Origin of the sequence: Bradyrhizobium sp. 26S5 (genome assembly GCF_036923295.1) — a bacterium.
Classification (GTDB): domain Bacteria; phylum Pseudomonadota; class Alphaproteobacteria; order Rhizobiales; family Xanthobacteraceae; genus Bradyrhizobium; species Bradyrhizobium septentrionale.
This window is the reverse complement of the sequence record NZ_CP145948.1, coordinates 1416045-1441857: the sequence shown is the minus strand read 5'-3', so window position 1 is coordinate 1441857 and position 25813 is coordinate 1416045. Positions and strand designations below refer to the sequence as shown.

The 25813-nt window shown below is 59.8% G+C and carries 21 protein-coding genes, 2 pseudogenes and 1 riboswitch; of the genes and pseudogenes, 8 read left to right on the top strand and 15 right to left on the bottom strand.

The genetic code is table 11. The features are described 5' to 3' along the window. Nucleotides 1-330: 330 nt before the first annotated feature. Nucleotides 331-1110: an SPASM domain-containing protein gene (locus V5279_RS06880; RefSeq protein ID WP_338696052.1), complete on the top strand. Its 780-nt coding sequence runs from the start codon at nucleotides 331-333 to the stop codon at nucleotides 1108-1110. Between the two features lie 288 nt (nucleotides 1111-1398). Here V5279_RS06880 and V5279_RS06875 read toward each other — a convergent pair whose 3' ends face one another. Beyond that, the gene (locus tag V5279_RS06875) at nucleotides 1399-1722 is read right to left on the bottom strand and encodes a VirK family protein (RefSeq protein ID WP_338696050.1); all 324 of its coding nucleotides are present in this window, start codon (nucleotides 1720-1722) and stop codon (nucleotides 1399-1401) included. 1178 nt (nucleotides 1723-2900) lie between these two features. Between V5279_RS06875 and V5279_RS06870 the strand changes: the two genes are divergently transcribed. The 4 genes from V5279_RS06870 to V5279_RS06855 all read left to right on the top strand — a co-directional run bounded on the left by V5279_RS06870 (nucleotide 2901) and on the right by V5279_RS06855 (nucleotide 8332). Beyond that, on the top strand, nucleotides 2901-3563 hold the full coding sequence (locus V5279_RS06870; RefSeq protein WP_338696048.1) for a hypothetical protein: 663 nt from the start codon (nucleotides 2901-2903) through the stop codon (nucleotides 3561-3563). 1925 nt (nucleotides 3564-5488) lie between these two features. Further along, complete coding sequence (locus tag V5279_RS06865; protein WP_029083933.1) at nucleotides 5489-6178, top strand: response regulator; 690 nt, start codon at nucleotides 5489-5491, stop codon at nucleotides 6176-6178. 26 nt (nucleotides 6179-6204) lie between these two features. Next, entirely contained in the window at nucleotides 6205-7659 is a 1455-nt protein-coding gene (locus V5279_RS06860) for a type II and III secretion system protein family protein (protein WP_173643930.1), read from the top strand. A gap of 10 nt (nucleotides 7660-7669) precedes the next feature. Next, on the top strand, nucleotides 7670-8332 hold the full coding sequence (locus tag V5279_RS06855) for a CpaD family pilus assembly lipoprotein (RefSeq protein WP_338696045.1): 663 nt from the start codon (nucleotides 7670-7672) through the stop codon (nucleotides 8330-8332). 36 nt (nucleotides 8333-8368) lie between these two features. Here V5279_RS06855 and V5279_RS06850 read toward each other — a convergent pair whose 3' ends face one another. From V5279_RS06850 to V5279_RS06800, 11 genes and pseudogenes are all read right to left on the bottom strand, one after another. After that, a complete protein-coding gene (locus tag V5279_RS06850) occupies nucleotides 8369-9406 on the bottom strand; it encodes an EscU/YscU/HrcU family type III secretion system export apparatus switch protein (RefSeq protein ID WP_166071925.1) in 1038 nt (345 codons plus the stop codon). Further along, a pseudogene (sctT, locus tag V5279_RS06845) lies at nucleotides 9403-10223 on the bottom strand (type III secretion system export apparatus subunit SctT). Before sctT ends, V5279_RS06850 begins: the two are co-directional and overlap by 4 nt. Before the next feature lie 10 nt (nucleotides 10224-10233). Beyond that, nucleotides 10234-10509 (bottom strand): EscS/YscS/HrcS family type III secretion system export apparatus protein, encoded by a 276-nt coding sequence (locus V5279_RS06840; RefSeq protein ID WP_166071923.1) that lies wholly within the window; start codon nucleotides 10507-10509, stop codon nucleotides 10234-10236. Next, nucleotides 10506-11177: a type III secretion system export apparatus subunit SctR gene (gene sctR / locus V5279_RS06835; RefSeq protein WP_166071922.1), complete on the bottom strand. Its 672-nt coding sequence runs from the start codon at nucleotides 11175-11177 to the stop codon at nucleotides 10506-10508. The genes V5279_RS06840 and sctR overlap by 4 nt, the downstream gene beginning before the upstream one ends. Beyond that, nucleotides 11170-12279, bottom strand: coding sequence for a type III secretion system cytoplasmic ring protein SctQ (gene sctQ, locus V5279_RS06830; protein WP_338696040.1), 1110 nt, complete (start codon nucleotides 12277-12279; stop codon nucleotides 11170-11172). The genes sctR and sctQ overlap by 8 nt, the downstream gene beginning before the upstream one ends. After that, entirely contained in the window at nucleotides 12279-12815 is a 537-nt protein-coding gene (locus V5279_RS06825; protein WP_338696038.1) for a hypothetical protein, read from the bottom strand. Before V5279_RS06825 ends, sctQ begins: the two co-directional genes overlap by 1 nt. Then, nucleotides 12791-14139: pseudogene (gene sctN, locus V5279_RS06820) on the bottom strand (type III secretion system ATPase SctN). Before sctN ends, V5279_RS06825 begins: the two are co-directional and overlap by 25 nt. Nucleotides 14140-14141: 2 nt before the next feature. Then, nucleotides 14142-14765 (bottom strand): type III secretion system stator protein SctL, encoded by a 624-nt coding sequence (gene sctL, locus V5279_RS06815; protein WP_166071918.1) that lies wholly within the window; start codon nucleotides 14763-14765, stop codon nucleotides 14142-14144. Further along, nucleotides 14762-15382, bottom strand: a complete 621-nt coding sequence (locus V5279_RS06810) for a nodulation protein NolU (RefSeq protein WP_338696035.1) — start codon at nucleotides 15380-15382, stop codon at nucleotides 14762-14764. The genes sctL and V5279_RS06810 overlap by 4 nt, the downstream gene beginning before the upstream one ends. A 23-nt stretch (nucleotides 15383-15405) precedes the next feature. Then, a complete protein-coding gene (gene sctJ / locus V5279_RS06805; protein WP_338696033.1) occupies nucleotides 15406-16266 on the bottom strand; it encodes a type III secretion system inner membrane ring lipoprotein SctJ in 861 nt (286 codons plus the stop codon). Between the two features lie 9 nt (nucleotides 16267-16275). Continuing rightward, on the bottom strand, nucleotides 16276-16776 hold the full coding sequence (locus tag V5279_RS06800) for a nodulation protein NolB (RefSeq protein WP_338701017.1): 501 nt from the start codon (nucleotides 16774-16776) through the stop codon (nucleotides 16276-16278). 193 nt (nucleotides 16777-16969) lie between these two features. Between V5279_RS06800 and V5279_RS06795 the strand changes: the two genes are divergently transcribed. Both V5279_RS06795 and V5279_RS06790 read left to right on the top strand, forming a co-directional pair. Continuing rightward, nucleotides 16970-17668 (top strand): nodulation protein NolW, encoded by a 699-nt coding sequence (locus V5279_RS06795; RefSeq protein WP_173643971.1) that lies wholly within the window; start codon nucleotides 16970-16972, stop codon nucleotides 17666-17668. 252 nt (nucleotides 17669-17920) lie between these two features. Then, a complete protein-coding gene (locus tag V5279_RS06790) occupies nucleotides 17921-18496 on the top strand; it encodes a hypothetical protein (RefSeq protein WP_338696031.1) in 576 nt (191 codons plus the stop codon). Between the two features lie 44 nt (nucleotides 18497-18540). Here the strand turns inward: V5279_RS06790 and V5279_RS06785 are convergent, their stop codons facing one another. Together V5279_RS06785 and V5279_RS06780 are read right to left on the bottom strand one after the other, a co-directional pair. Then, a complete protein-coding gene (locus V5279_RS06785) occupies nucleotides 18541-19782 on the bottom strand; it encodes a ribonucleotide-diphosphate reductase subunit beta (protein ID WP_338696029.1) in 1242 nt (413 codons plus the stop codon). Then, nucleotides 19773-21452 carry a ribonucleoside-diphosphate reductase subunit alpha gene (locus V5279_RS06780; protein ID WP_414645693.1) on the bottom strand — a complete coding sequence of 560 codons (1680 nt, stop codon included), beginning with the start codon at nucleotides 21450-21452 and terminating at the stop codon, nucleotides 19773-19775. Before V5279_RS06780 ends, V5279_RS06785 begins: the two co-directional genes overlap by 10 nt. Before the next feature lie 364 nt (nucleotides 21453-21816). After that, nucleotides 21817-22030: riboswitch (cobalamin riboswitch) on the bottom strand. 680 nt (nucleotides 22031-22710) lie between these two features. Here V5279_RS06780 and V5279_RS06775 point away from each other — a divergent pair. Continuing rightward, complete coding sequence (locus tag V5279_RS06775; protein WP_166071913.1) at nucleotides 22711-22908, top strand: hypothetical protein; 198 nt, start codon at nucleotides 22711-22713, stop codon at nucleotides 22906-22908. 726 nt (nucleotides 22909-23634) lie between these two features. Here V5279_RS06775 and V5279_RS06770 read toward each other — a convergent pair. Beyond that, nucleotides 23635-25149: a DUF1521 domain-containing protein gene (locus tag V5279_RS06770; protein WP_338696024.1), complete on the bottom strand. Its 1515-nt coding sequence runs from the start codon at nucleotides 25147-25149 to the stop codon at nucleotides 23635-23637. Between the last annotated feature and the right edge of the window lie 664 nt (nucleotides 25150-25813).

Genomic DNA, 25813 nt, shown 5'->3' with positions numbered 1-25813 from the left:
GGCTACGACATGGCCTTGGCGAGCGCCTACATCCTGTTCAATGAGGTCGGCGGCGAATTCGCCTTCCCTTACGGGCTCCATTCCTGGAGCCTGCAACGGCGATGCCGTCGAGTTCGGCTGGCAGGGAAACGACGAAATGGAGAGAGCCGAGGGCGACGGCTGGGCCGAACTGCAGGAGGACGGCTCTCTAAGGGGAGATCTGCCTCCTCAACGGCGACAACATTCCATTCATCGCGCGCCGTTCAAAGACTTCTTCAACAACCTGCTAAATCCCAGCCGCCGGGAACTACAGATTACGACGACGGCAGGGTGCATCGTCCGATGTTCCTATTGTCCGAGGATAAGTTCGCAGAACGCCAACGCCCCGTGTCCCAAGCGAAGCACCTTGGTCTTCAGGATCTCAAGCGATGTCTGGCACGCGTACCAGCGGTTATCGATATCGGCTTTGCGGGTTACTCGGAGCCTTGGCTCCATCCGGAGTGCACGACGATGGTTGAGTATGCTTACAAACGCGGCCATGGCATCCGCATTTTCACGACCCTTGTCGGAATGAATAGGAGTGACGTTCGACGCTTGCAAATGCTGCAGTTCAAGAGCTTCGTCGTGCACGTCCTCGATGACGGCACTTACATGAACAGCCGCCTTGTCGGAAAGACCTATCTCAATGTCCTGCGGAGACTGGTCGAGGCGAACATTCCCTCAATTCGATACATCGTTCTTGGCAAAGTCCATCCCAAACTCGCCGACATCATTCCCGCCAAACAGTTAACGCGCTTACGGCCGCTGACGAGCAGGCGAGGACGTACTGATCCGAGTATCATCAAACCACGGCGGCCTCTCGTCGGCACTCTAACTTGCATTGGCGAACGGCAAAATCGAAATGTCCTCCTCCCGAATGGCGACATTAGTCTGTGCGGCATGGATTTTGAGCGGCATCATGTCCTGGGCAATTTTCTGCGAGACGAATCCGAGGATCTCTTCGAAACACCGATATTTCGCGAAATCATCGATCGCATGAACGGAATGGACGGCTTTCTGCTTTGCAGGAGATGTGAATATGCCAAACCGCAATCGTCGGGAGGCATGACCGGTGCCGGGCACGCCTTTTGAGGAGCAGGCCAGCAAATGCCAACGCCATGAGTTGTAAGCGACGAAATGACAGGAGCGAAGCGTCGCCTTTCGCGCCCGAATTATTGAGGTCTGCTGAACACCGGCACCCCCCGTTACGATGGCTTGGGCGAACTGACGCAAATTCGTGCAACTCGGCCAGAGGGGAGCAAAAGACGGCCAGAACTGATTCTGGCCGTCGGCACGGAGCTATCGTGTCAGGATACGAAGAACCTCCGTAGAATAAGGTAGCGACGCCGCTTCCCCGCCGCGGCGCAGTCGCCGCTTCGATCACCAGATGAACTTCGCGCCATCAGGCAGTTCGCGGACAAACTCGCCCTGGTTCACGAGTTCGGTCGTCCCGATGATAAGCTTGGAGGCCCGCACCGTGAGTTTACCTTCGCGGCTGAGGCTGTGACGAATGTATTCGGTCACGGCATGCCCGGAGCTGTCCACGGTTTGGTCCGCATTGGCGAAGCTGATGCCGTTCCGGGTGGTCACCCTGAAGGCATTGATGACCAAACCGGCCTGCGTCGCCGACCCGGCCTTTCCACCCTCGGCGCCGGTACAGCGGCTCATATCCAGTATAAGCTTCACACTCTCGCCCGTCTGCAAGGCAGCACCTCGACGTATTTCGGCGAGGGCTCATCGGCCCGGGCCATCGCGCTCACGCAGGCGATCGAAAGCAAGGACAGTAGGATCGACAGGCCTTTGCCAATAAACTTCATAGGTTTTTCCTCGGTGAGAACCACAGATCGCAGAAGCGCAACGTTGCAGGATCTCGTGCTCGCAAGGCCGTTTGGCGAGTTCGAGCATCACGCGCGGTCGCGCTTTGCGACAAAAACAATCTGTCGTAAACAGGCGTAAGTCGTTGTGGCGGCTATTCCGACGTCACAACCTCGTAGGTCAGGTTTGCTGAAGTCGCTTCTCCTCGGGCGACATCGCCGGACCGACTTCATCAAAGACGCGGCCACTTGGAAACCACGAGCGGCAAAGCTCCTCCGACGGAGGTCGACATGATTGAGCGGATGAGCTTTACATGTGTGTAAGCGCGCGGTTTCCGGTCAACAGTTCGACCAGGGCGCATCTTGCCAGGTTGTTTACGGTGATACCTGCATGGCTCTCTGCCACCTAAACAATACGTTCACAATGACGACGACGACAAGCGCCCAACGCAGCGGCGTGAATAAGCCTTGCCCAGTCAGGGCGTCTGATCTCGGCCTTAACAAACAGGAATGCCAGACGGCGAAAAACAGCGCCGACTTTGCTCTACCGCTTTGCGCGGCTTCCGTTCGGCTGGCCGCTCGCCTTACTGGACTGAATTCATCCATCCGGCAACCCTCAGCGGATATCGCTTATTTCCCCGTCCGTCAGCTTCCTGAATGCTACATCTACGAAAATGTACACGAACGAGCAGCACTTGAAAGGCATCCAATAAATATTGGATCCGCGGAATGCTGCAGAAACTCCGGTTGGCGTTCACGATGTCCTCCCGCAGCCGCACCGGGTGCCCCGGCAGCTCGATGAGTCGAACGCACAGACCAGCTCAAGGGCAGAACCGTCCGCTGATCAAGCAAGCTTCGAGCAGCAGCTGGATGCCCTGCATCCGACTCCCCCAACGTCGGATTCAGTTCCTACCGCAACAAATTCCGCAACTTCCACGTCCTCGACTGGGCCGAACGAGCCCCGGCAAACCGTTCGCTATCCAGCCGCATCATTTGTGGGCGCGCGCGCTCAGCTTGCCGCAACGCTGACAGGCGCCCCCCCTTGATGCGCTCAGAAATGAGATCGAATTGGCTGTGCAGCAATTGGCACGGTGGTCGCCATCGACCGCCGCTTTCGACGGCGGTGTCGATCGGGAGCGCGTTTTCGATGACGTGGTAGGATCGTCATATGTCACGCTGCGGCGCTTCCAGCACCAGGACAGCGATTGCAGGCCGCGCGTGGAAGATAACACGAGCGCAATATCGCATGTGCGCAACACGGCGCGGGATCATTCTTCCATGGGAGATCCTCTGGAGCGATATCCCATGGACCGGGCGCGCCAAGCCGGATGGCATATGCGCGGTCGAACAGCATTCCCCTTCGTGTCGCTGGTTGAGGATCCATCCAAACTGGTCGATTCGCGCGATCACTGGGCACGAGCGATCGCCCAAAGTACGAACGCGCTGCACACCTACACCGTACCGAGGTCCGCGGTCTGGACGCCCGACGACGTGCTGAGCAGCATTGGGCTCGGAATGAATGTTGAGGATCAGCACAACATCGATGCGGATGTGGACCTCATGTGCGCGCTGGGCAGAACGCCAACCCCAGAGACCGAGCGCCTTTTCTGGGCGGCAATCTCGACGACTACCGGACCGCCGGCGACCCAAATCCGTACAAGCGCGATGGCAATGATTAGACGGCCTCCTGCGCGCTCTTTGTCGGTAAGTGCCTTCATGCTGAAACGCTAGGCATGTCCCCCAGGGAAGAAACGGAGGATGTGCCATGAGCGCAGGCTTTACAAACAACGTATCGAGCAGCCTCCGCATGCGGCCTTCGAACGGGCCCTGCGAACGGGTCAGGCATCTGGAGCCGCCCGAATGGCTCTTTAACGCGTTCTTGGCGCGGCGCCCCAAGCGCATCTGGCATCCCCGCATCGATCCGATGGCTAGCGGTCACATTCGTCATCGAGCCCGGTGACGTGAAGCGCTGAAAGCCCGGCTTCTGTTCACGGCCGTCTCAGCCTGATTCTGGACGCGCGTTCGATCAAGGGACGGTCAGACCGATCGCACCACCAAGCGCAGTAAAGCGGCATCAACCGCGGCATGCGGTGCATCGCGACAGAGTCCATTCGTCTCCTGAATGCGTTCCATCGAAACAATCGATTTTGCCGATCTTACGCGAAGACCCCATAGTCGGCGGAGCAATCTTGGGAGGCCGCATTCTACAATGTAGTGTGACAATCCTTCTCAGTCCCCTGCCGGTCAACTCGACTTGGGCAATCGCGCGTTTGCATCCAGGATGTAAATGACGCGGCAGGGCCAAGCATCCCACGACTAGCCATAGTTTGTCTGGCTGATTGCCACATCTGAGGCGATCAGCCAGCCGCCCGGTCAGACGCTGTGGACAGCGGTGACGCGTAGTGAGAACGACTGCCTCATAACACACTGCCATCGGCTACGGCTCACGCTGGACATCATAAGGTAATGCATACGACCTTGAAGAAGGTGAGAGCGACCATGATTCGCATGTAGATGGCCGCGTCTGTGTCGACGCCGCTCCAGGGCGCCCGCACATTTGACGGGACTCCGCTAAACCAAACGTTAAAGACACTTGAATCGCACCGTACGTGAGATTGTAGGATTTCCGACAGCCTCACCACAAAGAACCCCACTCGGGCGAACACTTCCTGACAGGTAGCAAGAATTGCGAACATCTTTAAAGCTTAATGCAGCCCCACTCCGCCCCGTCACGCGGGTCGACCACTCCTTTCGAAGGCGACTTTTCAACGCCGCCTACCTGCAGGACGGACGAATCAGCACAGCCTTAGCCGGAGCAGACTGTAGCAGGCGCGTAGAATGCGGCCCCCGCTTATTTCGCTCCGTGCCGACACAAAGGCACTTTAAGGTCGAGCATCGGTCATTCAGCCGTCGTTCATCCCAAGCGATGAGAGACAGCTGGCGTAACGACTTCAATCCGATGATGCCTCGTTGCGCGTGCCGCGCCTTTTCGGCCTCGTGCACTGCTGTCGAGGGGATGCCGCGTCCGGGACATCGGACGCGATTCAAAGTCGGGATCGCTGGCGTCCTGCATGTCTATCACCGGCTACCGAACGGCTCTGTCGCTAGCCGGTAGGAGCATCGATCGCATCGTTACGCGCCGCGGCTTCTGAAGCATCGGTCGGTTGCGGGGCGTAAACTTCTTCAAGCGGAAAAGCGTGCTTTGTCATGACCTGGCGACGCCATAGGCGCAAGCATAGCAGTGCCGACCGCGGGACTTGAGCAAGGTTGCGGAGTGTTCCAAATGTCGATTTTGCTAGACGGTTCAGATCCAGCTGTCTCCTGCGCTTGCGTATCGATCGCGCCGTCTGGCGCTAACGATATCGAACGAGGCGGCCCAGCGCGTGCACGCCTGGCCGCGATCAGCGCACCTAGGCATCCGCCTGCTGCTTCTATTTTGGGCCTCGTGAATGATTTCGGAGATCTTCCCAGTCCACGGCAGACCGCCGCTTTTTTGTGTTCGGTGACAAGTGAATGGCTCGACTTGCTCGCGCGCCACCACGATCTGCTTCGTCGCTTTCGGGCTTTTTCAAAGTGCGCCTCTGTGAGTTGGGCCGACGCTCTTGGTCACCCGTAACGTACGCAGGTCTCGGCGTTGATGATTGAGAGGCGATGACATGCGAATTCTCTTGGTTGATCATCACGCGGACTTTGCCCGCGCTGTGAAGGAAGCGCTCCTCGGTTGCGGGTTCGCGGTTGACGTGACACGCACCCTGGATGAAGCGGCGGCAGCGCTGGATTGCGCCAGCTACCACATTCTCTTGCTCGAATCGGCTTTACCGGATGGAGACGGCTTGAACTGGCTGAAGCAATTGCGGCGCGACGGATGTTCAATGCCTACGATGATGATGAGCAACTTGAACGATCTCGCCCGGCGGATCGCGATCTTTAATGCGGGTGCGGATGATTTCCTGGCCAAGCCCGTCTCAATCGACGAACTCATCGCTCGCATGCGCGCTATACTGCGACGGTCAACGCAGATGACGGCGCCGGTCGTGACATTCGGCAACCTGCATTTCGACCCGATCGGAAGACAAGTCTCCGTCAGCGGCCGAGTACTGAGGATTGCGCGCCGGGAAGTGTGCATTCTTGAGCATCTGCTGAGCCGCGCCGGCCGCACCGTGCCTCGGTCGTCACTGGAAGATAGCCTGTATGCCTTCGACGACGAGGTCTCCACCAACGCGCTGGAAGTTGGGATCTATCGCTTGCGCGCGCATTTGAGCCAGGCGGGTGCAACCTTAAGAATCAAGACCGCGCGCGGCGTTGGTTACACCCTTGAGCTCGTTAGTGCGGCATCGGCCGCCTAATCGATCGAACTTGAAAGCACAATCCCTTGAAGGTCATTAACAATGCTGCCGGCGCTGACAAGTCGCCGATGGTTTCCACGGCGCCGCTCTTTGCCGGTCTGCCGCTTCTCTGCTACGCCCTCTGCGCGCTCGCAGTGCTATTTCCATTTGCTGCCGCGGCTCAGACAAAGCGGGACGGCAAAGGAGAACCGCCGCGAGCTGCGCCTGGCAGCGCGACCGGCACCCTCAACCTGTCCTCCTCACAGGGCAAGACAGTTCATCTGACCGCTCCTGCGGCCAGCATCTTTGTTGCAGATCCGGCGATCGCCGATTACCAGGCCCCCTCAAACACGACGATCTTCGTGTTTGGTAAAAAGCCTGGGCGGACCAGCCTGTTTGCCTTGAACGACGCCGGCGAGGCCCTCGCCGAGATGCGTGTTGTGGTCACGCAGCCGATTGAGGATCTGCGTGCCACGCTGAGAGCCGAGGTCGGCGACTATCCGATTCAGGTCAGCTATACCCCGCGCGGAGCGATCCTTGGCGGGACCGCGCCCAATGCAGACGTCGTCGAGACCGCCAAGAAGGTGACCGAGCAGTTTCTCGGTGCGGGTGCGCTGGTCGTTAACAAGATCCAGGTCGCCGGCTCTTTGCAGGTGAATCTCAGCGTCCGCGTGGCGGAAGTCTCCCGCAGCGCCGTCAAGGATCTCAATATTAACCTCTCCGCCTCGGGCCAAAATGGCGCCTTCATTGTCACCGGAAAAAGTGCAGGTTCCGGCGCTGCGGGCGGCGGCGGCACGGTCGGTATCGGATTTAGCGCCGGCAGTATCAACCTGAGCGCTGTTCTCGACGCGCTCGCCAGCGAGCACCTCGCTTCAATCCTGGCTGAGCCCAACTTGACGGCGATGTCCGGGGAAGCTGCGAGCTTCCTGGCCGGCGGCGAATTTCCCATTCCGGTCATGCAGGATAACCGGCAGGTTTCGGTCCAATTCCGCCAGTTCGGCGTGAGCCTGGAGTTTGTCCCCACGGTCCTCAGCAACAACCAGATCAACGTGCGCGTGAAGCCCGAAGTCAGTGAATTGTCCACAGAAGGTGAAGTCAAAATCAATGGCATGGCCGTGCCCGCCCTCTCGACGCGGCGTGCCAGCACCGTTGTCGAGCTCGCCAGCGGTCAGAGCTTTGCAATCGGGGGGCTCATCCGGCGCAACTTCAACACTGACATCGGCGAGTTTCCTTGGCTCGGCGACGTGCCGATTCTTGGCGCGCTTTTTCGCTCCTCATCGTTTCAAAAGCGCGAAACCGAGCTCGTCATTGTCGTCACACCCTACATCGTTCGGCCGGGATCGAACCCGACTCGAATGAGTGCGCCGAACGATCGCATCGCGCCGCCCTCAGATGCGGGCCGCGTTCTGACGAACACGCTGGCACGGCCGTCCCGAGATCGCGATGGGCCCCGCACGAGCGCACCAGGGTTGACTGGCAGTGCCGGCTTTATCATCGAGTGAGGATCGTCAAATGCCCCTACGACATTTGTGCCATTTGATCGCTGTTGCGGCAGCATTAGGCGGATGCGCAAACAATGCTTCGACCCATTCTGGATCGGCTCAACAAGCGATTGAGGTGGAGCAGAAGAACAGCGTGTTGGTCCTGCAGAGCCTTCGCGGCTCCGAAAGGCACCGGCTGCACAGTTTCATTGCAGCTGCGAGTGGCGGCCGGCGGGATGCACTTCATATCGAGGTCACCGGCTCGCCCCGTCTCATCGCCCAGGTGACGCACGAGGCCCGTGCCATGGGCGTTGCCCCTTACAACATCCGCCTGTCGGCCTCCCCGCTCGATCTGCCTGCCCGTTTCGGGGTGAGGATCGAGGCAATCACCTATCAAGTCCATCCTCCTGTCTGTCCGTCGCTTTCCATCGTCGGGCCTGCAGTTGACGATAATTCGTTTGACCCGACGCTCGGCTGCTCGACCAGAAGCAATCTGGCAGCCATGGTCAACGATCCGCTCGATTTGCTGGACAATCGATCGGTTATGCCAAGCAATGGCGATCGTGCCGCCGGTCCCGTTGCGAACTACGGGACATTTACCGCGCGCAACAAGAGCAATGGCGACGATGGAGCCAACAGGGCAGCGCCGGAAGCCCCAGCGGGCGGAACGAGGGACATACAGCCGCCTCGATGACGGCCTTTCGCAATCGCAGCCCCCGGTCAAAACGATCTAGACCAGTCCGGCAGCGTAAAGCGCTTTTGCGACCGGCTCGAAATACTCTGTAGGAACCGGGTTGCCCAGCCTTGCTTTGCCGAGGAGCTGGTGCGCCAGGATGTCGTCATCTACAATACGGAGGCGGAGCGCGCGCGCCTCATGAAGCAGCTGTGACGCAGCGTCGCCTTCGCCACGGCAGACCAGGATCGGCACGCCGGTTTCGCCGCGAACATAGCGCAACCCAATCAAGGTTGCCGCTCCTCTCAATATCAAAGTGGCGCGATGGACGCCGAGCGGAGCCTCGTTCGCCGCCTCCTGCCGCAGACGGCGGTGCTCACGCTTTATCTGCGGATTGCCTTGCTGTTCCTTGTTCTCGCGCTTGGCCTCGGTTTCCGTCATGCGCATGTCCTGCAGAAACAACCAGCGCTGGATCAGAAGGTCGGCCAATCCGCCGACCAGAAAAGCCGCAGCGGCAATTCCGGTTAGCAGTTTGACCTCGGTGAAGACGAAGCCAAGACAGCCCATGCCGCAGACCGGCAGGTACACCAGCGTCTTCCAGCTTGCCATCACGGTGAGGAACAAACTCGTCCCGAGGACCACCACCTTGACCAGCGTCTTGCCAAGTTCGATCAACGAACGTTTCGATGCGATCCGCTTCAGGCCCTTGACGGGATCCAATTTCTCCAGCTTCGGCTTGAGCGGCTCCGAGGCAAACATAAAGCCGCCATTGGCCAGGATATTCGCCAACAGGGCCGCTGCCACGGCACAGGCGAGCAATGGCGCGACGGCTGCCAGCGAAAGCTCCAGCAAGCCACTGAGCGCTTGCGGGACCGCGCTCGTGAACGGCTGCTCCTGCACTTTGTCGATCAGCCGGACCGTTTCGTGCCACTTGTCTTCGATCGGCCCGGCTCTCCACCACAGACAGCCGAAACCGGCGCATGCGCTGACACCGCTCACCAAATCGGAGCTGCGCGCGCTCTGCCCCTTCTTGCGCGCATCGCGCAGCTTCTTGGGAGTTGGAGGTAGCTTTTTCTCCTCGCTCGAGCCGCTCATTTCAAGAGCTTCTTCAGATATTCCAGCACGTTGTCCGACGTGAGGATCTCAGTTCCCGCGTATTCAAGAAGATAGACGGTGTAGCTGACCATGATGAGACCGAAGGCGACATTCTTGATCGTCGGAGAGAGATCGTTCAACTTGAGCTGCGATGCAAAGCGCCCCAGCATCATGACCGATACATCGATCAGCAGCAGCAGGACCAGCACCGGCCCGGCGACCAGAAGCGTCGTCAGCATAATGTGATCGAGTAGGCTCAGACATTGCATTGCCCCTTGCGCCGTCACCGCGGGCAGAAACTGATACACGGGCCAGATCCGGTAGCTGCCATAAAGGCTTCTCACCATGGTCTGCAGGCCGCCCACCAGAACGAAAATCGTGACCGCCGTGATGCCGAGAAAAAGCCCGGTTCCCGACGCTTGGCTATGCGTTGCGGGATCCTCCGCCGCCACCTGGCTCGAAATTCCCCGTTGAGTATCGATGATGTCGCCGACCGCCTGGATACTCCATATGGGATACTGAGCAGGATTCCGAGCAGAAGGCCGACGAACACCTCTTTCAGACCGAGCATGGTGACGCTGACCAGTCGCGTGTTTGGATCCAGCGCCTCCAGGCCGAGCTTGATCTGCGCCAGACACGGCAGTCCGATCGCAATCGTCAGGCTTCCTCGAACCAAGCCACTGATACGTGGCCTCGTAAAGACGGGAAGGACCAGCATGATTCCCAAGGCACGGGCCGCACCAAGACCCGTTGCGGCGACAAGTTCTATCGCGCCCTGGACCAGAGCTTGCGCATCTGTGGGGGACAGTCCAGCCATCCAGGCTCTGCTAGTATCTGCCGGTGAGTGCGGGAAAGTCGCTGAAGATGCGCTCGGCCTGCTCGATGAGGGGAGCACTGAGCACCGGAGAAAACCCAGCGAGGACGGCGACGACGACCAGAAGCTTCACCGTCAGGGGCAAGGTTTGATCCTGGAGCTGCGTCGCCGCCTGGATGAGGCCGATGATCAATCCGGAGACCAAGGCTGCGAGGAGCGGTGGCAGAACCCAGATCATGAACAGGACGAGCGATTCGCTCAGATGCGTGAGGATACCGGCTTCATTCATTGTCCGCCTCCCGGCGTTGTGTAGCTCAATACCAGCCCGTGCATGAGACGTGACCAGCCATCGATGGTGACGAACAGAAAGAGCTTGAAGGGAACAGATATCACCGTCGGGGACACCATCGACATGCCCATGGCCATCAGAATCGTCGTGACGATCAGGTCGATGGTAATAAAGGGAAGATAGAGAAGAAACCCGATCTCGAAACCACGCTTGAGTTCGGAGATCAGGAAGGACGGAACCAGAATCACAAAATCATCGGCCGTAGCGCTGCCGCGCATCTCTTCCGACCAGACATGTTCAGTCGAGGACAAGAAAAACCGGCGCTGCTCTTCATTGGTGAATTTCTTCAGATGGGCGCGCAGCGGCTCCTGTCCTTCCTTGGCGGCGGTCATCCAGTCATCGAAGGTTTGGTAGCGAAGTTGGGGATCAGTCAATCGGTTGTAGGTCTGCTCAAAGACCGGAGCGCTGATGAAGACGGTCAGAATCAGTGCCGCGCCGTACAGGACAATGTTCGGCGGTATCGATTGGGTCCCGAGCGCATTGCGAACCAGGAAGAGAACAACGGAGACCTTTATGAAGGCGGTGGTTGTGACGACGGCGAACGCGAGCAGGCCGAGGCCGACTGTCACCGCCAGAAGCGCGAGGATGCTGGGTTGAATCTCAGTCATTGACCGCCAACCTGCCGCGTAACCTGACGGCAAGTTTCTCGCCAATCCGCACGAGGTCGCCGCGTCCAATGCGTTGGCCGTTGGCAAGGATATCGACCGGACCATCAAGCGGCCGGCCAAGTTCGAACACATGACCTTCGTTGATAGTTCGCAAGGTTCCCAGCGGCAGCGGCCAGCGGCCGCATTCAAATACAAGTGTGATCTCAAGGCTGTCGATGTCGGCTTCAGAGGGAAGCTGCTGCGCTTCTGGTTGTGTCGTCATATGTCCACTCTTCAGGGGGTGGGATTGCAAGCGGAATGGCCCCCGCAGGACCAGCCTGTCGCGGGCAATCTCGGCAGGAGCCCATAATTGGTCAGCGGCAAGGATGATCTGGCCGCAAGCGAGGGGAATTGCGTCCGGCAGCAGCGCGTCACCTTGCTGTGCTTGACGAACAAGCCCAATCGTGACGCGGAGCGAGCCAATCTGGCCTGCAACGATGACAGGCAGCTCAGAACGAAGCTTGGGCCGCTGTCGCGGCAATCGGCCAAGCAGTTCGCCGAGGGCGCTGAACGCAGGTGGAACGGGACCGTCGAGAGACGGGAATAGAAGCAGGCGAGCCTTCGCTGTAAGCGGACCATAGGAGACGTCGAATTCAATATATGGACCCGACATCACTGCTTTATGGGTGCGGATAAGCTGCAACGGCCGTTGGATCAATCTCTCCAGTGGAGCGAGCAATTGTTCAAGCGCGAGTTCAAGGATCAGCGAACGACTTGGCTCGGAAGGTAAGGTCAAACCACTCTGCACGTTCGCAATCAACGCTTCCACAAGCGAACCGGGCAAGGACAAGACGACCGTTTCGCCGCCGGCGTCAAAGACGCAGTCAAGCATCGATGCCGCAGCCGGCTCGGCCTGCCAGACCAGCCGGTTATGATCCAGCGACAGCGGTTTATCTCCTAGATGGCTTTGCAGAGCGACGCGGAACGCTGCGATTTCATTGAGCCATGAGACCACAGCATGAGAGAGGATCAGCGCTGGTCTGAACGGTGCGGGTTCCCCCGACGATCGCGACGCAACCCTCCCTTCCACATCAGGGCGTCCTGGCGTTGGAGAAGTGGCCATCAGGTCGGCTCGCCTCCCACTTGGCGATCTGATCCCCTCCGGTACCGAAGCACGACCTCATCATCGGCTTCAATTTCGGCCGCAGCTTCGCAATGCGCGTCGGTCATGCGCTGAACGTCGCGCTCGATCTCTTGCCATTTTTGGCTCGCCGTTGAACGTTTGGCCCAGAGGGTCCGCGCCTCAAGAACGGCAGCCTCGGCCTGGTCTTGAGCGGAACGTGCCTCATCAAACGCCCGTTGCGTCGCTGCGATCTCTTCTGTGAGCCGCCCAATGATGAGATGGTGGCGCCGCTTGAGGTCGGCGACCGATATCGCATCGGCCGACAACATTTCCCGATAAAGCTCGGCTTCAACCCTTGCGCGGCGTCGTTCGGCATTTGCAAGATGCTTGGAAGCCTGTTCGACGGCATCAACCGCGATGTGGCGCCTGGTTTCCATGTTGGACAGTTCACGAAGGGCGCTTCGCTCCCTCATGTCCTTGACGAGCCGCAGTTTAGACGCATGAACGCCATTCAGGCGGTCAGACGTGACATCCATGCCACTGTCTCCTCAAAACTGCATGCCTGGTCCTGACCCTGGCGCAAAAATGCCCGCAACTCATCAATCGAGGCGATCGCCCGGTCCGTCAACGGATCGGAGCCTTGCTTGTATTCGCCGACCTTGATCAAAAACTCCGCCTCGGCGTAACGCGAGAGCAGATCACGGAAGAAGGATGCCGACTTGCGATGCGGCACAGACACGATTGCGTCCATGACGCGGCTTCGGCTCGACAACACGTCGATGGCCGGAAACTGCTCTCGCGAGGCAAGCGCGCGTGAGAGAATGATATGGCCGTCAAGAATGCCGCGCGATTCTTCGGCGATGGGATCGCCCGTGCCGTCACCTTCGACGAGCACGGTATAGAAAGCCGTGATTGAACCGTGCTCGCCCATGCCAGCACGCTCCAATAGGCCTGGCAACAGCGCGAAAACCGAGGGCGGAAATCCGCGTCGAGTCGGAGGCTCTCCTGCGGCAAGGCCGATTTCACGCATGGCGCGGCTAAAGCGCGTCAATGAATCCATCATCAGAACGACGCGCAATCCTTGATCACGAAAATATTCGGCCAGCGCGGTTGCCATATGGGCGCATTGCGCCCGCTCCATGGCCGAACTGTCGGAGGTTTCAACGACGACGACCGAACGGTGCATGGCCTCGCAAAGATGGCGCTCGATGAATTCACGCACCTCCCGGCCACGTTCGCCGATCAGCGCGACGATGGTGACATCGGCGGCCGCGCCTTTGACGATCTGCGACATCAGCGTCGACTTGCCGCAACCAGCGTCACCATAGATTCCGATCCGCTGGCCTTCTCCACATGTCAGAAGCCCGTCCAGGACGCGAACGCCAAGCGGAAAAGGCTGTTCGATGCCGCGTCGCTTCATGGGGTTGGGCGCCCTGCCGCGCAGCGGGCGAACTTCACCAGTCTTTATCGGGCCCCCGCCATCGAGTGGACGGCCGAAGCTGTCGATTACGCGGCCGAGCAAATTGGGACCGACTGGCACTTCCTGCATTCGCCCGGTCGTGACCACTTCTGCACGGCTGGACAATCCGACCATGTCGCCGATCGGGGTGAGTAACACCCCGTCCGGCAATAGACCGATCACCTCGCCTCTAGTGACCATCCGCTGCGAGGATCTTGCAGGAGGCACAGTTCCCCAACACGGGCCTCCGGCAGAACGGCGTGGAGCAGCGTGCCTATTGCCCGCGTGACCCGACCACGAACGGCGCGGGTGTCGATATGCTTTGCGGAAGATCTTAAGGACGAGAGCGCGACGTGAACATTCCCTTCCCCTGCCGCAGCCTCATGGGCTGGTCGTTGCATGGTCACGGCTCGCTCTCCTGCGAGGACAAACCAAGGCCAAGACGAAGCGCGCGGACCTGCGCGGCAAGTCCAAGGTCGACATTGCCAAACTCGCTCCACAAAACGCACTGGTCCGCCGTCAGCGCAGGATCCGGCTCAATCCTGACCTTAGGTCGGTCGTCAAGTCCATCGTAGGCCGCGAACTCACTGGCCAGCAGATCGGCTTTCAGGGGCGATACGTGAAGGCACACTTCCGTGTTCTTATACTTTTGCTCGATGGCGTGACGAACGGCCCGCACCAGCATCTCGCTCGGCTCAAAGGCACCCAGCAAATTGCTCACGATCTCAATGACCAACTGCGGCAATTCCTGATCCAGAGCGGCCTTTCGCTGCGCCAGTTCACAAACAGCCTGCGCGATCAGCCGTGTCATTTCCTCCGCTCCCGTCTTTTTGCCCTCGGCATGGCCGCGCATCCGTTCCAGCTCAAAAGCTTTGCGTCCCCAGCTACGAACGCGCTGCAGATGTCGCTCGGCAGCGGCGAGCGCTTGCACTGCATCGTGCCAAACCTTGAGTTCGGCTGCCCGTATCAGGGGCCCGAGCGGGCGAATCCGCGGCGCCACCGGCAATGCTGGGACATCGGCGGTCATCCCCTAGCAACCTCCGTCCTCAAATGAGCCATGACCAAGGAAAGCAGCGGGCCTGCGGCACCACGGTAGTCGGCTGCCGGATTGTCCGCGGCGGTCCCAACGGGCAAGCGTAGAAGCACGCGGGTACGCTCAAGCGCTGGAGCCTCGTCGAGCCAGGTGCCGAGACAGACGTGCCCATCATGTTCAATCTGTCGCGATAGTTGCTCCGGGTCGGCAACGGGCGTCGTTGCGACCGCGCTTGATAAATGCCGGATCCCAAAAGCATGCGCTTCGGCACCGATCAGTTCGACCAAAATTGATAGATCGTGCCTTGAAACCAGCTTCAGGACCGAGCGCGCATGCCAGATACTACCTGCGAGCAGGGCAGCTCGACGCGGATCATGCCCGAGCAGCAGGTCTTCGTTCCAGTCGGCTCCGCTCACATCGACTTCGCCGCCAAGCAGCAGCCCGGCCAGTTTTGGCTGCAGTCTGGAACTCTGCTGTAGCCGCAGCAACGTGGGAGGCGACAGCAGCGGATCAAGGCGCGCAGCAAAGCGGCTCGGATGGATGGAGGCAACAAGCTCGCGCAGCCGATCGGAAGCCAACATGGACGAACGATTGGATTCGGTGAATGACATCGATGCCGACATAAGCGTCCTGACTACGTCGCATCAGAAGTGGTCTTCTTGTCAGCAGCCCGGACGGCCGGCACGCTCGAACCTCCGCCAAACATGGTCAGCTTACGCGACGATTGTCCGAATTGACGAATACGCGCGCCCAACAACACGTAAGAGGCGATGCCGAATGCGGCGCCGGCACCGCCCACCCCGAACGCAAGCAACGGCGTTGAAGCAAATTTTGCCGGTTGAGGGGAACTGACTGCCCGTGACGACTCAAGCGGCGCCCGCTCAACCGGCACAAAGACGACCGCCACCTTGTCGTAGGAGAGCCCCTCGATGCTGTTGGCGACCAACATCTTGATCTGCGGTAAGAGCGCCGAGAGCTTCGCGTTAGAGCCATGTCGAATGAAGACCGACGCCGAGGATGGGGTCGCATCCTGCCGCAACAGATCGTTCTTCGGCAGAACGACATGAACACGCGCTGAAAGGACGCCATCGATGTTGCTGATCGTGCGGGATAATTCTTCGCTTAGCGCATAGATGTAACGAGCGCGCTCCTCGATCGGTGAGGCAACCAGTCCCGACCCTTTGAACACCTCGCCAAGATTCTTAAAGGATTGGCGAGGCAGCCCCTCGACATTCAGCAGGTCAATCGAATACGCAAGCTGCTTTTCCTCGACCTGGATTGCGCTGGTTCCATCCTTGGCGACAACACGGACCGCATCGACACCCCTACCAAGAAGAAGCGCGAGCATCTCATTAGCCTCACGCTCCTGAATCTTGGTATAGAGATCGGTCTTACAGCCAATCAAAGCAAGAAGGAGCGGCAGGGCAAGACAAATGCGAAGCCGCCGCCACGATCGATGGCCGCCACCGCCACGCCTCTGGACCACGTCAGTCATCATCCTCGCTCAGCCGGCCGATAGCAGCTTGTTCAGCGACGAACTGACAGCGCTGGTGCTCTTGGAGACAAGTGAAACCTGAACGACGTCTCTGTAGACATCGCGCAGACCAACCATCATCGAATCGAAATCCGAACCTATCGGCTTAACCGCCGCATGTGCGCCGACATCATCCACCTGCACAAGCAGCTGCGCAGCCGCCCCCCCTTGCACGCCATTCGGAGCAGGCGCGCCGCTGACTGCGGGAGAAACGGCATGACTCCGGTACATAGTGGAAAGTGCATGAAGGACGCGATCGCCCGGCGGACTTGCGAGCGCACCCGCACGCTGAACCTCTGATACCGGCGGAGCGACTGCCGCTCTAGCTGAGACTGACGAGGCGACGACCTCATTGGAAGACGCTTGCGCAAGGGACTGCTCAAAGTGGGCCTGCTCGCCAGTGGCGGCCGGCGAGCAGGCACTGGAAACACAGTCAGCTGAATGGGGAGAGATCGGCGTCGCGCCTACCATCATAATATAAGGAGTCATTGTGCTCGTGTGATGAGATCAGGCATGGTTGAACGACGAACGGATCATGAGCGTAGATTGGCGAGCTGACGAAAACCTGACGAAGATGCCGCTGGTTACGTCATCTAAAGATCACGTTTGGCCTTCACGTTGGAATGAAATTCTAGGTTTTTTTTCAGGCGGAAGGCCTTCGGGAATGCTCATCCGATCCACAACGGTCTACATTTTGAGGAGAGTTCTCCATGTCGGAGTTTTTGTCTATCTGGGATCGGTAAGCGCGCTCGGCGCGTCCCTCTCACTGCCGTCGGCTCCTTACAGCTACACGGTTCTGGATCAGGACCTTTCCGCCGCGCTGCAGGAGTTCGGCAACAATCACAATATCAGGGTCAATGTCAGCGCCGAGGTAAAGGGCCGGATTCGTGGGCGAATGCCGGACCAGCCACCGCGAGAGTTCCTCGAGCGCTTGACCAATCTGTACAATCTTCAATGGTATTACGACGGTCTCGTGCTTTACATATCCGCGGCTCAAGAGGCGCAAAGCCGTCTCATTGTGTTGAACCCGATCAGCTTCGATGCGTTCAGGACCGCGCTCGATGTGCTCAACATCTCCGATGAGCGCTATATCGTGAAGCCGGCTCCAGGAGATGGCCTCGTCCTGGCTTCGGGCCCGCCGCGCTTCATCGCGCTCGTGGACCAAACGCTCAAGGGCCTTGTGGCGGAGGCGCAGGCGCGGCGGAATCCAACCGCTGCCGAAAAGCCGCCACTGGGGTCGGTTTTGATGTTGTTTCGTGGCTCCTCGAGCACGGTCATTCGCGACGGACGACCTGAAAGCCACTATTCCTCAGAAGCGCAGCATCAGGACGGCATCGCGCGCGAAGCTGCAGGCCAGAAGTGACTTAACAATACGAGAGAGCTCGAGCCGAGGATCCGAACTGCATTCGCTTAAATCCATCTGGTCGTCAGCTTTTCGAAAGCCGCCTTACCCAGGACGAGCCTGTCTGGATGGCGGCGCCTCGCATCGACCGCGCCAGACGTGTGCATCCAGGAGAGCTTGAAGATCAACGCGAACCTCCGAAACAGCTGCTTCGGTCTCGCAGGACAGGAGCCTTCGCATTGCTCGAGCTGCTCCATCATGCGGGAGTGACAGATGGATTTCAACGAATTCGGACCATCGAACACGAGCCCGGACACCAATTCACCGCTACCGCCCACGGACGCTACCGGCTTTGAGCAGCAGCTCAACGGCGCTCAGGGTGGTGCTGCGCCACATCGTACCGCCTCGCCCGCGCTGCCGGGGGAGCCCTATTCGCCATATCTGGACGCAGGCCGTCACTATTCGCCGTACTTGGATGCTCGGCACCCTTATTCGCCGTACCTGGATATAGCGCAACCCTATTCGCCAGGCTTGCGTTGGGAGGATGATTCGCATGCGCCGGCTGCGCTCGGTGCAGATCCAGCACCAGAACCGTCCCCGCATCACCTCTCGCAGCAGACGATCGCTCAGGCGATCGAGGCGCATCCTGATTTCGACCAAGATTTGCTATGGCAGGATATGGATAAAAATCCCTCGCACGCCGGCCATCCTCCGCCGGCCCCTCTCACGCCCGGCCTTCGCACGCCGGACCATCTCAGGCTCGGCCTTCCGAAGTTGTACCGCCAGAACTTTCCGAGTTCCGTATGCGGGACGGACGTCTCGCCAATCTGCAAATTGCAACGATTGTGATCGCCTTTTCGAAGTCTGCCGCACCGAAGCAACTCAGCACAAGATCAGACTTCACTTTCGTACATCAGCCCCGTGGGCGGGTGTTCCCCATTATGATTTTCGAGCGGCGTGGATGATGCCGCTTGAGGTCCGCTGTGCCGCCGGAAGCCGCAGCAGAGGACTTCCGCGAACCTCCAAGATGTATGAACGGACGCATGCTGTTCCGGCTGCCTACATACGGCCGAAAGCCGCCCACACCCCGTCCTCGCCGTCCCCCAGCTGCCTCGGCTCGCCGCCTTGGAGTACTCCGTGGCGCGCTGCTCGAAGAAATTGGCGTGCTCGACGCCATTGAGAATCTCGACGAGCCAAGGCAGCGGATGCGGCTTGAGCTGCGTGAACCCATCCTCCTCCGCCTTGAAGAAGCCGAAAACCGGGGCAATCCGGAGTTGGGTCAGTCGCCAGTCGGCGACATAACGGACGTAGGCGTGGATCTGCTCAGGACGCATGCCCTCGATCTTGCCCAGGCCAAAGGCGAGATCGACGAAGTTCTCCTCCAGCTTTACCATCGTTCTGGCGACATCGACGATGTCGTCACGGACCGAGCGCGTCACGGCGCCGGTCTCGCGGTGCCATTCGTGAAACAGCTTGATGACGCCCTCGCAGTGGAGACTCTCGTCGCGCACCGACCAGCTTACGATCTGTCCCATGCCGTTCATCTTGTTGTGGCGCGGAAAATTGAGCAGCATAGCGAAGCTCGCGAACAACGCCATGCCTTCGGTAAAGGCGCCGAACATAGCCAGGGTGCGCGCGACATCGGCCACGGTGTCAACGCCGAACTCGTGCATGTAGTCCGCCTTGGCGCGCATTTGCGCATAGCTGCGAAATGCCTCGAACTCGGTCTTGGGCATGCCGAGCGTCTTGAGCAGCAGCGCATAGGCGTTGATGTGGACCGTCTCCATGTTCGTGAAGGCCGCCATCATCATCTGGACGGTGAGCGGCTGGAAAATCGGGATGTATCGCTTGAGATAATTGTCACCGACCTCGATGTCCGACTGAGTAAAGAAGCGAAAGATCTGGGTGAGCAGCGCGCGCTCGCTGGCGGTGACGCGGTCCGACGCCCAGTCCTTGAGGTCGTTGCCGAGCGGCACCTCCTCGGCCATCCAATGCGTCTGCTGCTGACGCTTCCAGAACTCGTAGGCCCAAGCGTAGCGATCAACGTCATAGCTGCCCATCGAGTCAAGGAGACCAACGCGTCCCTTGCCGATCAGCGTGCGCGGATCGACACACGAGAGATCGATCATTGACATGCGAGGCACTCCTCATAATCGGTGCGCTGCGCAGGCAGCTGCCGCGGCGCGGCCTCGTCATCGTCGACGATCTTGCCGGCGAACGCCGCGCGCGAGATCGATTTTGAACGGCAGTGATAAAGGCTCTTCACCCCACGCTTCCACGCCGTCCAGTGCAGCATGTGGAGATCCCACTTATCGACCTCGGCCGGCAGATAGAGGTTGATTGACTGACTCTGGCAGATGAATGCGGCCCGGTCGCCTGCAAGCTCGACGATCCAGCGCTGGTCGACCTCGAAAGCGGTGCGAAACACCGCTTTCTCGTGTTCCGACAGAATGTCGGAATGGGCGACCGACCCCTCCTGCGCAATGATCGACTGCCAGGTCACCGGGGTGTCGGCGCCCTTGGCGATCAGTACCCTGGTCAGATGAGGATTACGTACCGAGATGGCACCAGACAACGTCTTGTGGGTGTAGATGTTGGCCGGGATCGGCTCGATGCATGCGCTGGTGCCGCCGCAGATGATGCTGATCGAAGCAGTCGGCGCGATCGCGATCTTCTGGCTGAAGCGCTCCATCACGCCACGTTCCAGGGCGTCCGGGCACGGGCCACGCTCGCGAGCAAGGGCGACGGATGCCGCGTCGGCATCACCCCGGATCTTCTGAAACATCTTTAGATTGAATGATTTCGCCAAGCCACTCTCCATTGGAATGCCATTCGCCTGGAGGAACGAGTGGAAGCCCATGACGCCAAGTCCGACGGAGCGCTCGCGCAGGGCGGCGTAGCGGGCCCGCTTCATACCCTCCGGCGCCGTCGTGATGAAGTGGGTGAGCACGTTGTCGAGGAAGCGCATGACGTCCTCGATGAAGCCGGGTTCCTCATTCCATTGGTCCCGAGTCTCGAGGTTGAGCGATGACAGACAGCACACCGCGGTGCGCTCCTCGCCGCGATGGTCGATGCCGGTCGGGAGCGTAATCTCGCTGCACAGGTTGGAGGTCGAGACCTTGAGACCGAGCTCGCGCTGGTGCTTGGGAAGCGCGCGATTCACAGTGTCGATGAACAAGAGATAAGGCTCGCCTGTCTGCAACCGGTTCTCAAGAATGCGTTGCCATAGCTGTCGCGCGTCGATCTCGCGGACGACCTCGTTCGTCTTCGGGCTGCGCAGAGCGAACGCGGTGCCGGCGCCCACGGCACGCATGAGCTCGTCGGTGAGGTTGATGCCGTGATGCAGGTTGAGGCTCTTGCGGTTGAAGTCGCCGGACGCCTTGCGGATCTCGAGAAACTCCTCGATCTCGGGATGCTGGATATCGAGATAGACCGCCGCCGAGCCGCGCCGCAACGAGCCCTGGCCGATCGCCAGCGTCAGGCCGTCCATGACGTGGATGAACGGGATGACGCCTGAGCTGACGCCGCCCTTCACCTTCTCTCCGATCGAGCGAACATTGCCCCAGTACGTGCCGATACCGCCCCCGTTGGAGGCAAGCCACACGTTTTCGTCCCAGGTGCCAACGATGCCTTCGAGCGAGTCCGACACCGAGTTAAGGAAGCACGAGATTGGCAGGCCGCGCGTGGTGCCGCCATTGGACAGCACCGGCGTGGCTGGCATGAACCACAGCCGAGACATCGCGTCATAGAGACGTTGGGCGTGCGCAACATCGTCCGCGAAGGCACAGGACACCCGCGCGAACATGTCCTGGACGCTTTCGCCGACGAGCAGAACGATCGGCGCGTTAGCTTGCCGAACGCGGTCAGCAGGCCGTCGCGCGATCGATCGAGCGTGAGATCGGACGGCTTTGGCAATGGCGCGAGAGGCCGCGGCAGCGGAGGCGATGACGGCGGCGGCACAACACACCGCTGAGGCGCGGCAGACTTTGGCCGCGCCGGCCACGGCCGCACACTCGGCCACTCAATTAGATGACCATGCTGATTGAAATCGTAAGACGGCGACATCGGCAACCCCGCGATGTTAGGGGGTGAAGCCACGCGCACGACTTGCGAGGAGACGGGTCAAACGTCCCAGGCTGCAAGCGACGCACGGGGCACCCCGCCCGAGGACGTTCTATTCTGTCGCGGCCGGTCTCCTGGCTCGCGGGTCGCTGCGGCTGTCGGCCTTCCCGGTGCTGTCGCGGCCAGTGACCATTATGACAACCGCTCGCCGCTTACAGTTGCGGGGGCAGCCCCGGAATAGCCGTTACCGGCGCACCGGGTTCTCTCTTAGCTTCCACCCTACTAGATGCAGAATGGAAGACCGTGGCAGATCTACATACAGACGCCGCGCGTCGAGATTCGTCAAGGCTTGTGGCAGGGGAGTCGAGACGCAGGACGCCACGTCCGCTCCGGGTCCGGGCCCGCAACGCTGTGTTCGAGCAAATGCCCCCCCCTGCTTCGGCCCATTCTGTGAAAAGAGTGGCAGCATTTTGATTTCGATGCTCCGTCGCGATGACGGGTGCCTATGCGAGTCCGCGTTGGATAGGAATCCGTTCGGCGAAGGTTCTGGGCGATGCTGGCGAGGGATAATCTCATGACGCGCAACGTTTGGCTTGCAATTCAAAGCGGTCGAGAATGCGATCGAGCTGCGCCAGCAAGGTGTTGCTCTTCTTGTGGAACTGGCGTGAGGTGCGTCCTGCCATGATCGTGCGATCTCGGTGGCTTGCCGCGCGCGCCAGATCGAGCGCGATAGCTCCACAAATGCTTGTGGTACCACTGAGCCTTCAACGCGCAACAGTCGCCGTCGCGCTTGCTGACGTGGCCAAGTGTTTTGGCGCCATGATTTACCAGAGCTCCGATCGCAGTAATGACCGTGCCGGCACAACGGTTGTCCTCACTTGCGTGGTCATGGATGAAGCCGCCAAGGAGGCTCGATCTTAGTCAGCTTTTCGCAAGCTGTCCCTGCTAGCATGAAGCGGATAGGTCATCTCGCGGCGACGCCGCTATCCGGGTGTTACGACATGAACGCAGCCGATATTAATGCAACAGCGCCGCAGGTTGGCGCCCCCTCCGACACCGCCGAGAGCGGCGGCGATGACACGCGTGCAGCGCTACTGCGCCGAGCATTCGAAAAGGCTCTCGTTTCCGTCGCCACGCAAGTCATAAGCGATTCCCAGTCGGATATGGATGAGGCCATGAGCGAGCTTGATGATGGGTGAGCCGAAGCTCGGCGCCACATAGAGATACAGCCCGCGTAGTAATCGAATCGAAGACGTGCCAAGTGAAACTTGGCACGTGCCACCAATTAGATGCGCATTCAATGATCTCAGATCCGAGCTGCGAGCGGGTCCCGCGAATCCGAATGCACCGGGATCTTTTTGGCGGCGGGCTGCTGCGATTTCCTTTTAACGTCCCTAGCAGCTTACTTTGACGGGAATGGCGATGCTCAAAGCCCATAGCGCCTCCGGCTTCCTGAGAAGCTGATGGATGTTCGGGGGGCGCAAGGGTTCACGCCCGGCTTCGGAGGCTAAAGACAGGCAGAGCTCAACGCGAGGCAGGGCTTGTGCTTTTGAGCCGAGGGTAGATCGCGCCATCGAGGCAGCCCTCAATCCAATTTGCGATCTTGACGGGATTTTCACTGCGACGCTTGCGTCGGCATGACTTTGACATGCAGACAAACCTGAGAGCACCGTTCCTGTGCAGCGCCTCCATCGCCGACAACGGGCGGGAACGCGCCACAGCAATTCTGGCCGGGTAGCCGGGCCTGGAGGCCCTCCGCCCGTTTGTCGGGGCGAAGGCTGCGATTGCCGAGACAATCTGACTGTTACCGTCGATCCTGAATCGATAGATCGCCAAGCTGCCCTTCTCGCGGCCGTTTGGCGAAAATGAAAGGCGGGCGCTAGCGCCCGCTTCCACGAGTTTCCGACACGCCCCGGGATCGGGCCTCATGCCGGCTGTGCATGGCGATGGAAAATGCGCTGGAACATGCTCTCGTGCATCATCGTCTTGAAATCCGGTGGCGCATCCGGGTTCTCATTGTGGTTGATCACCGCCTGCGTCACCTTGCGTCCGGAGTTGTCAACCCACCCCTGAGTTGTCTCATGGATTGTCTGAGCGCCATCGGACGTCAGCTGATCAAGCGTCCGCCCAGCATTAGACTGCGTGACCTTCAGATTGTTCTTCCCATCCTTGTCGTCACCGAGCCCCTCCACAACCATGGCATTGTCGCCGTTGGTGATGGTGAGCTTCGAGGAGATGGTTTTTCCTTTGCCATAATCGACCGTGTCCACCGTGATCTTCGTGCCGTCGTCGAGCTGGAAGGTCATACCTTTCTTGAAGTCGAAATCGTCCTTGCCGTCGCCATTAGCATCGACGTGAGGATCGCCGTGGATCCTCGAGACATGGCCGGTCTGGTTGTTCCTAACGGTCCAGGTGCCGTCCTTCTCATCGGCTGTGATCGTATACTTATCACCAAGGTTGATCGTCGCCTTGCCGTCCTTGACCTCGTGCGACCACACTGGCGCTGGCTGAGATGACGGCGCTGGCTGAGATGACGGCGCTGGCGCCTGAGCGACGGCAAGCGGAACCATCGCAAGAGGTGGCGGTGGAGGAGGAACGAAGAACACGGGTGTTGCAGTGGCAGGCGTTGCGCTTGCAGACTGGTAGCTGCCCGGCGCGCGACCCTGTTCGCCGGCATCGATACTCGCCTGATTCACCACGCCGCCGGCGCCATCGACCCAGCCTTGGCCGCTCTCATGGATCGCCTGGGCACCATCGGGTGTCAGCTCATCAAGAGTCATGCCAGCATTGGACTGAGTCACCCTCAGATTGTTTTTGCCATCCTTGTCGTCGCCGAGCCCCTCCACAACCATCGCGTTGTGACCGTTCGTAATGGTCAACTTTGAGGAGATGGCCTCACCATTACCGTAGTCGACATTATTGACGGTAATCTTGGTCCCATCGTCGAGCTGGAAGGTCATATCTTTCTTGAAGTCGAAGTCATCCTTGCCATCCCCGTCCGCGTCAACATGGGGATCGCCATGGATCTTCGTGACATGGCCGGTCTGGTTGTTGCGAACGGTCCAGGTGCCATCCTTCTCATCGGCCGTGATCGTATATTTGTCGCCGAGGTTGATCGTGGCCTTACCATCCTTGACCTCATGCGTCCATACCGGATCGACGGAAGGCTCCAAACCCGAACTTTGCTGGCTCAACAGCATGGAAGGAGGAGGCGGCGGCGCCATCATGTACATGGGAGCAGCCACAACTGGAGCGACGACCACCGGAGCGACAACGACGGCAGCACCTGCCGGCAGGTACTGGTAGGCACCCGCCGGGGCATACTGCCCCAACAGCGCGCCGAAAGCGGGGCTGGCAACCACCCCGTCAGACCCCACTCCATTCACCGTCGAATCGAGTGCGCCGACCACGGGGAGACCGGCCACGGGAAGATACGCCATTTAGTTCACTCCTGTTGCATCGAAGAAAGCGGTAAAATTGCGAGCGTTGCGCTCAATCAACTAGGAACCATTTTAGAACGCACCCCTGCCCGATGGGGAGCGAATGGATGCTTCTCGCTGCCGGCGCCGGCAACCCTGATGAGCCCCACCCCCTCCTCTCGTCGGTTTGGCACGAGCATGTCGCACACATCCAAGTCCCAAGACTGTACCAGCAGTACCTGTCGAAAAGCTGACGACAACAAACCATCGACTGAACATCACAGCCCTCGTCAGCAGACACGGGCTGGGGATCGCATGATTGCTCGCAGCCGCCTTCCACGACAGGCCACCTTTAGGGAATATCCACGCTCGCCGATCACCGGTAACATGCAGTCTCGCAGCCGACGATCGACTGTCCGATGTCAGCTACACTGAGCAGGCCCTGTTCCTTGCGAGGCCTCAATAAGCGACGAGGTCTCACCGCGAAGCCGCCAGTCGCCCCGTCGGACCAGCCCCCCCCCCCCCCCCCCCCCCCCCCCCCCCCCGTCGCGCGCTATCGATGCAATCTCTAAGTGCCAGCGATCACACCATCAGTCTCTGCAGCAACGCTCACCGACAAACGCAACAACCCGGCCGTAGGCCCAGCGACCGGGCCTGATCGCCGGACCACGCACACCCGTCAGAG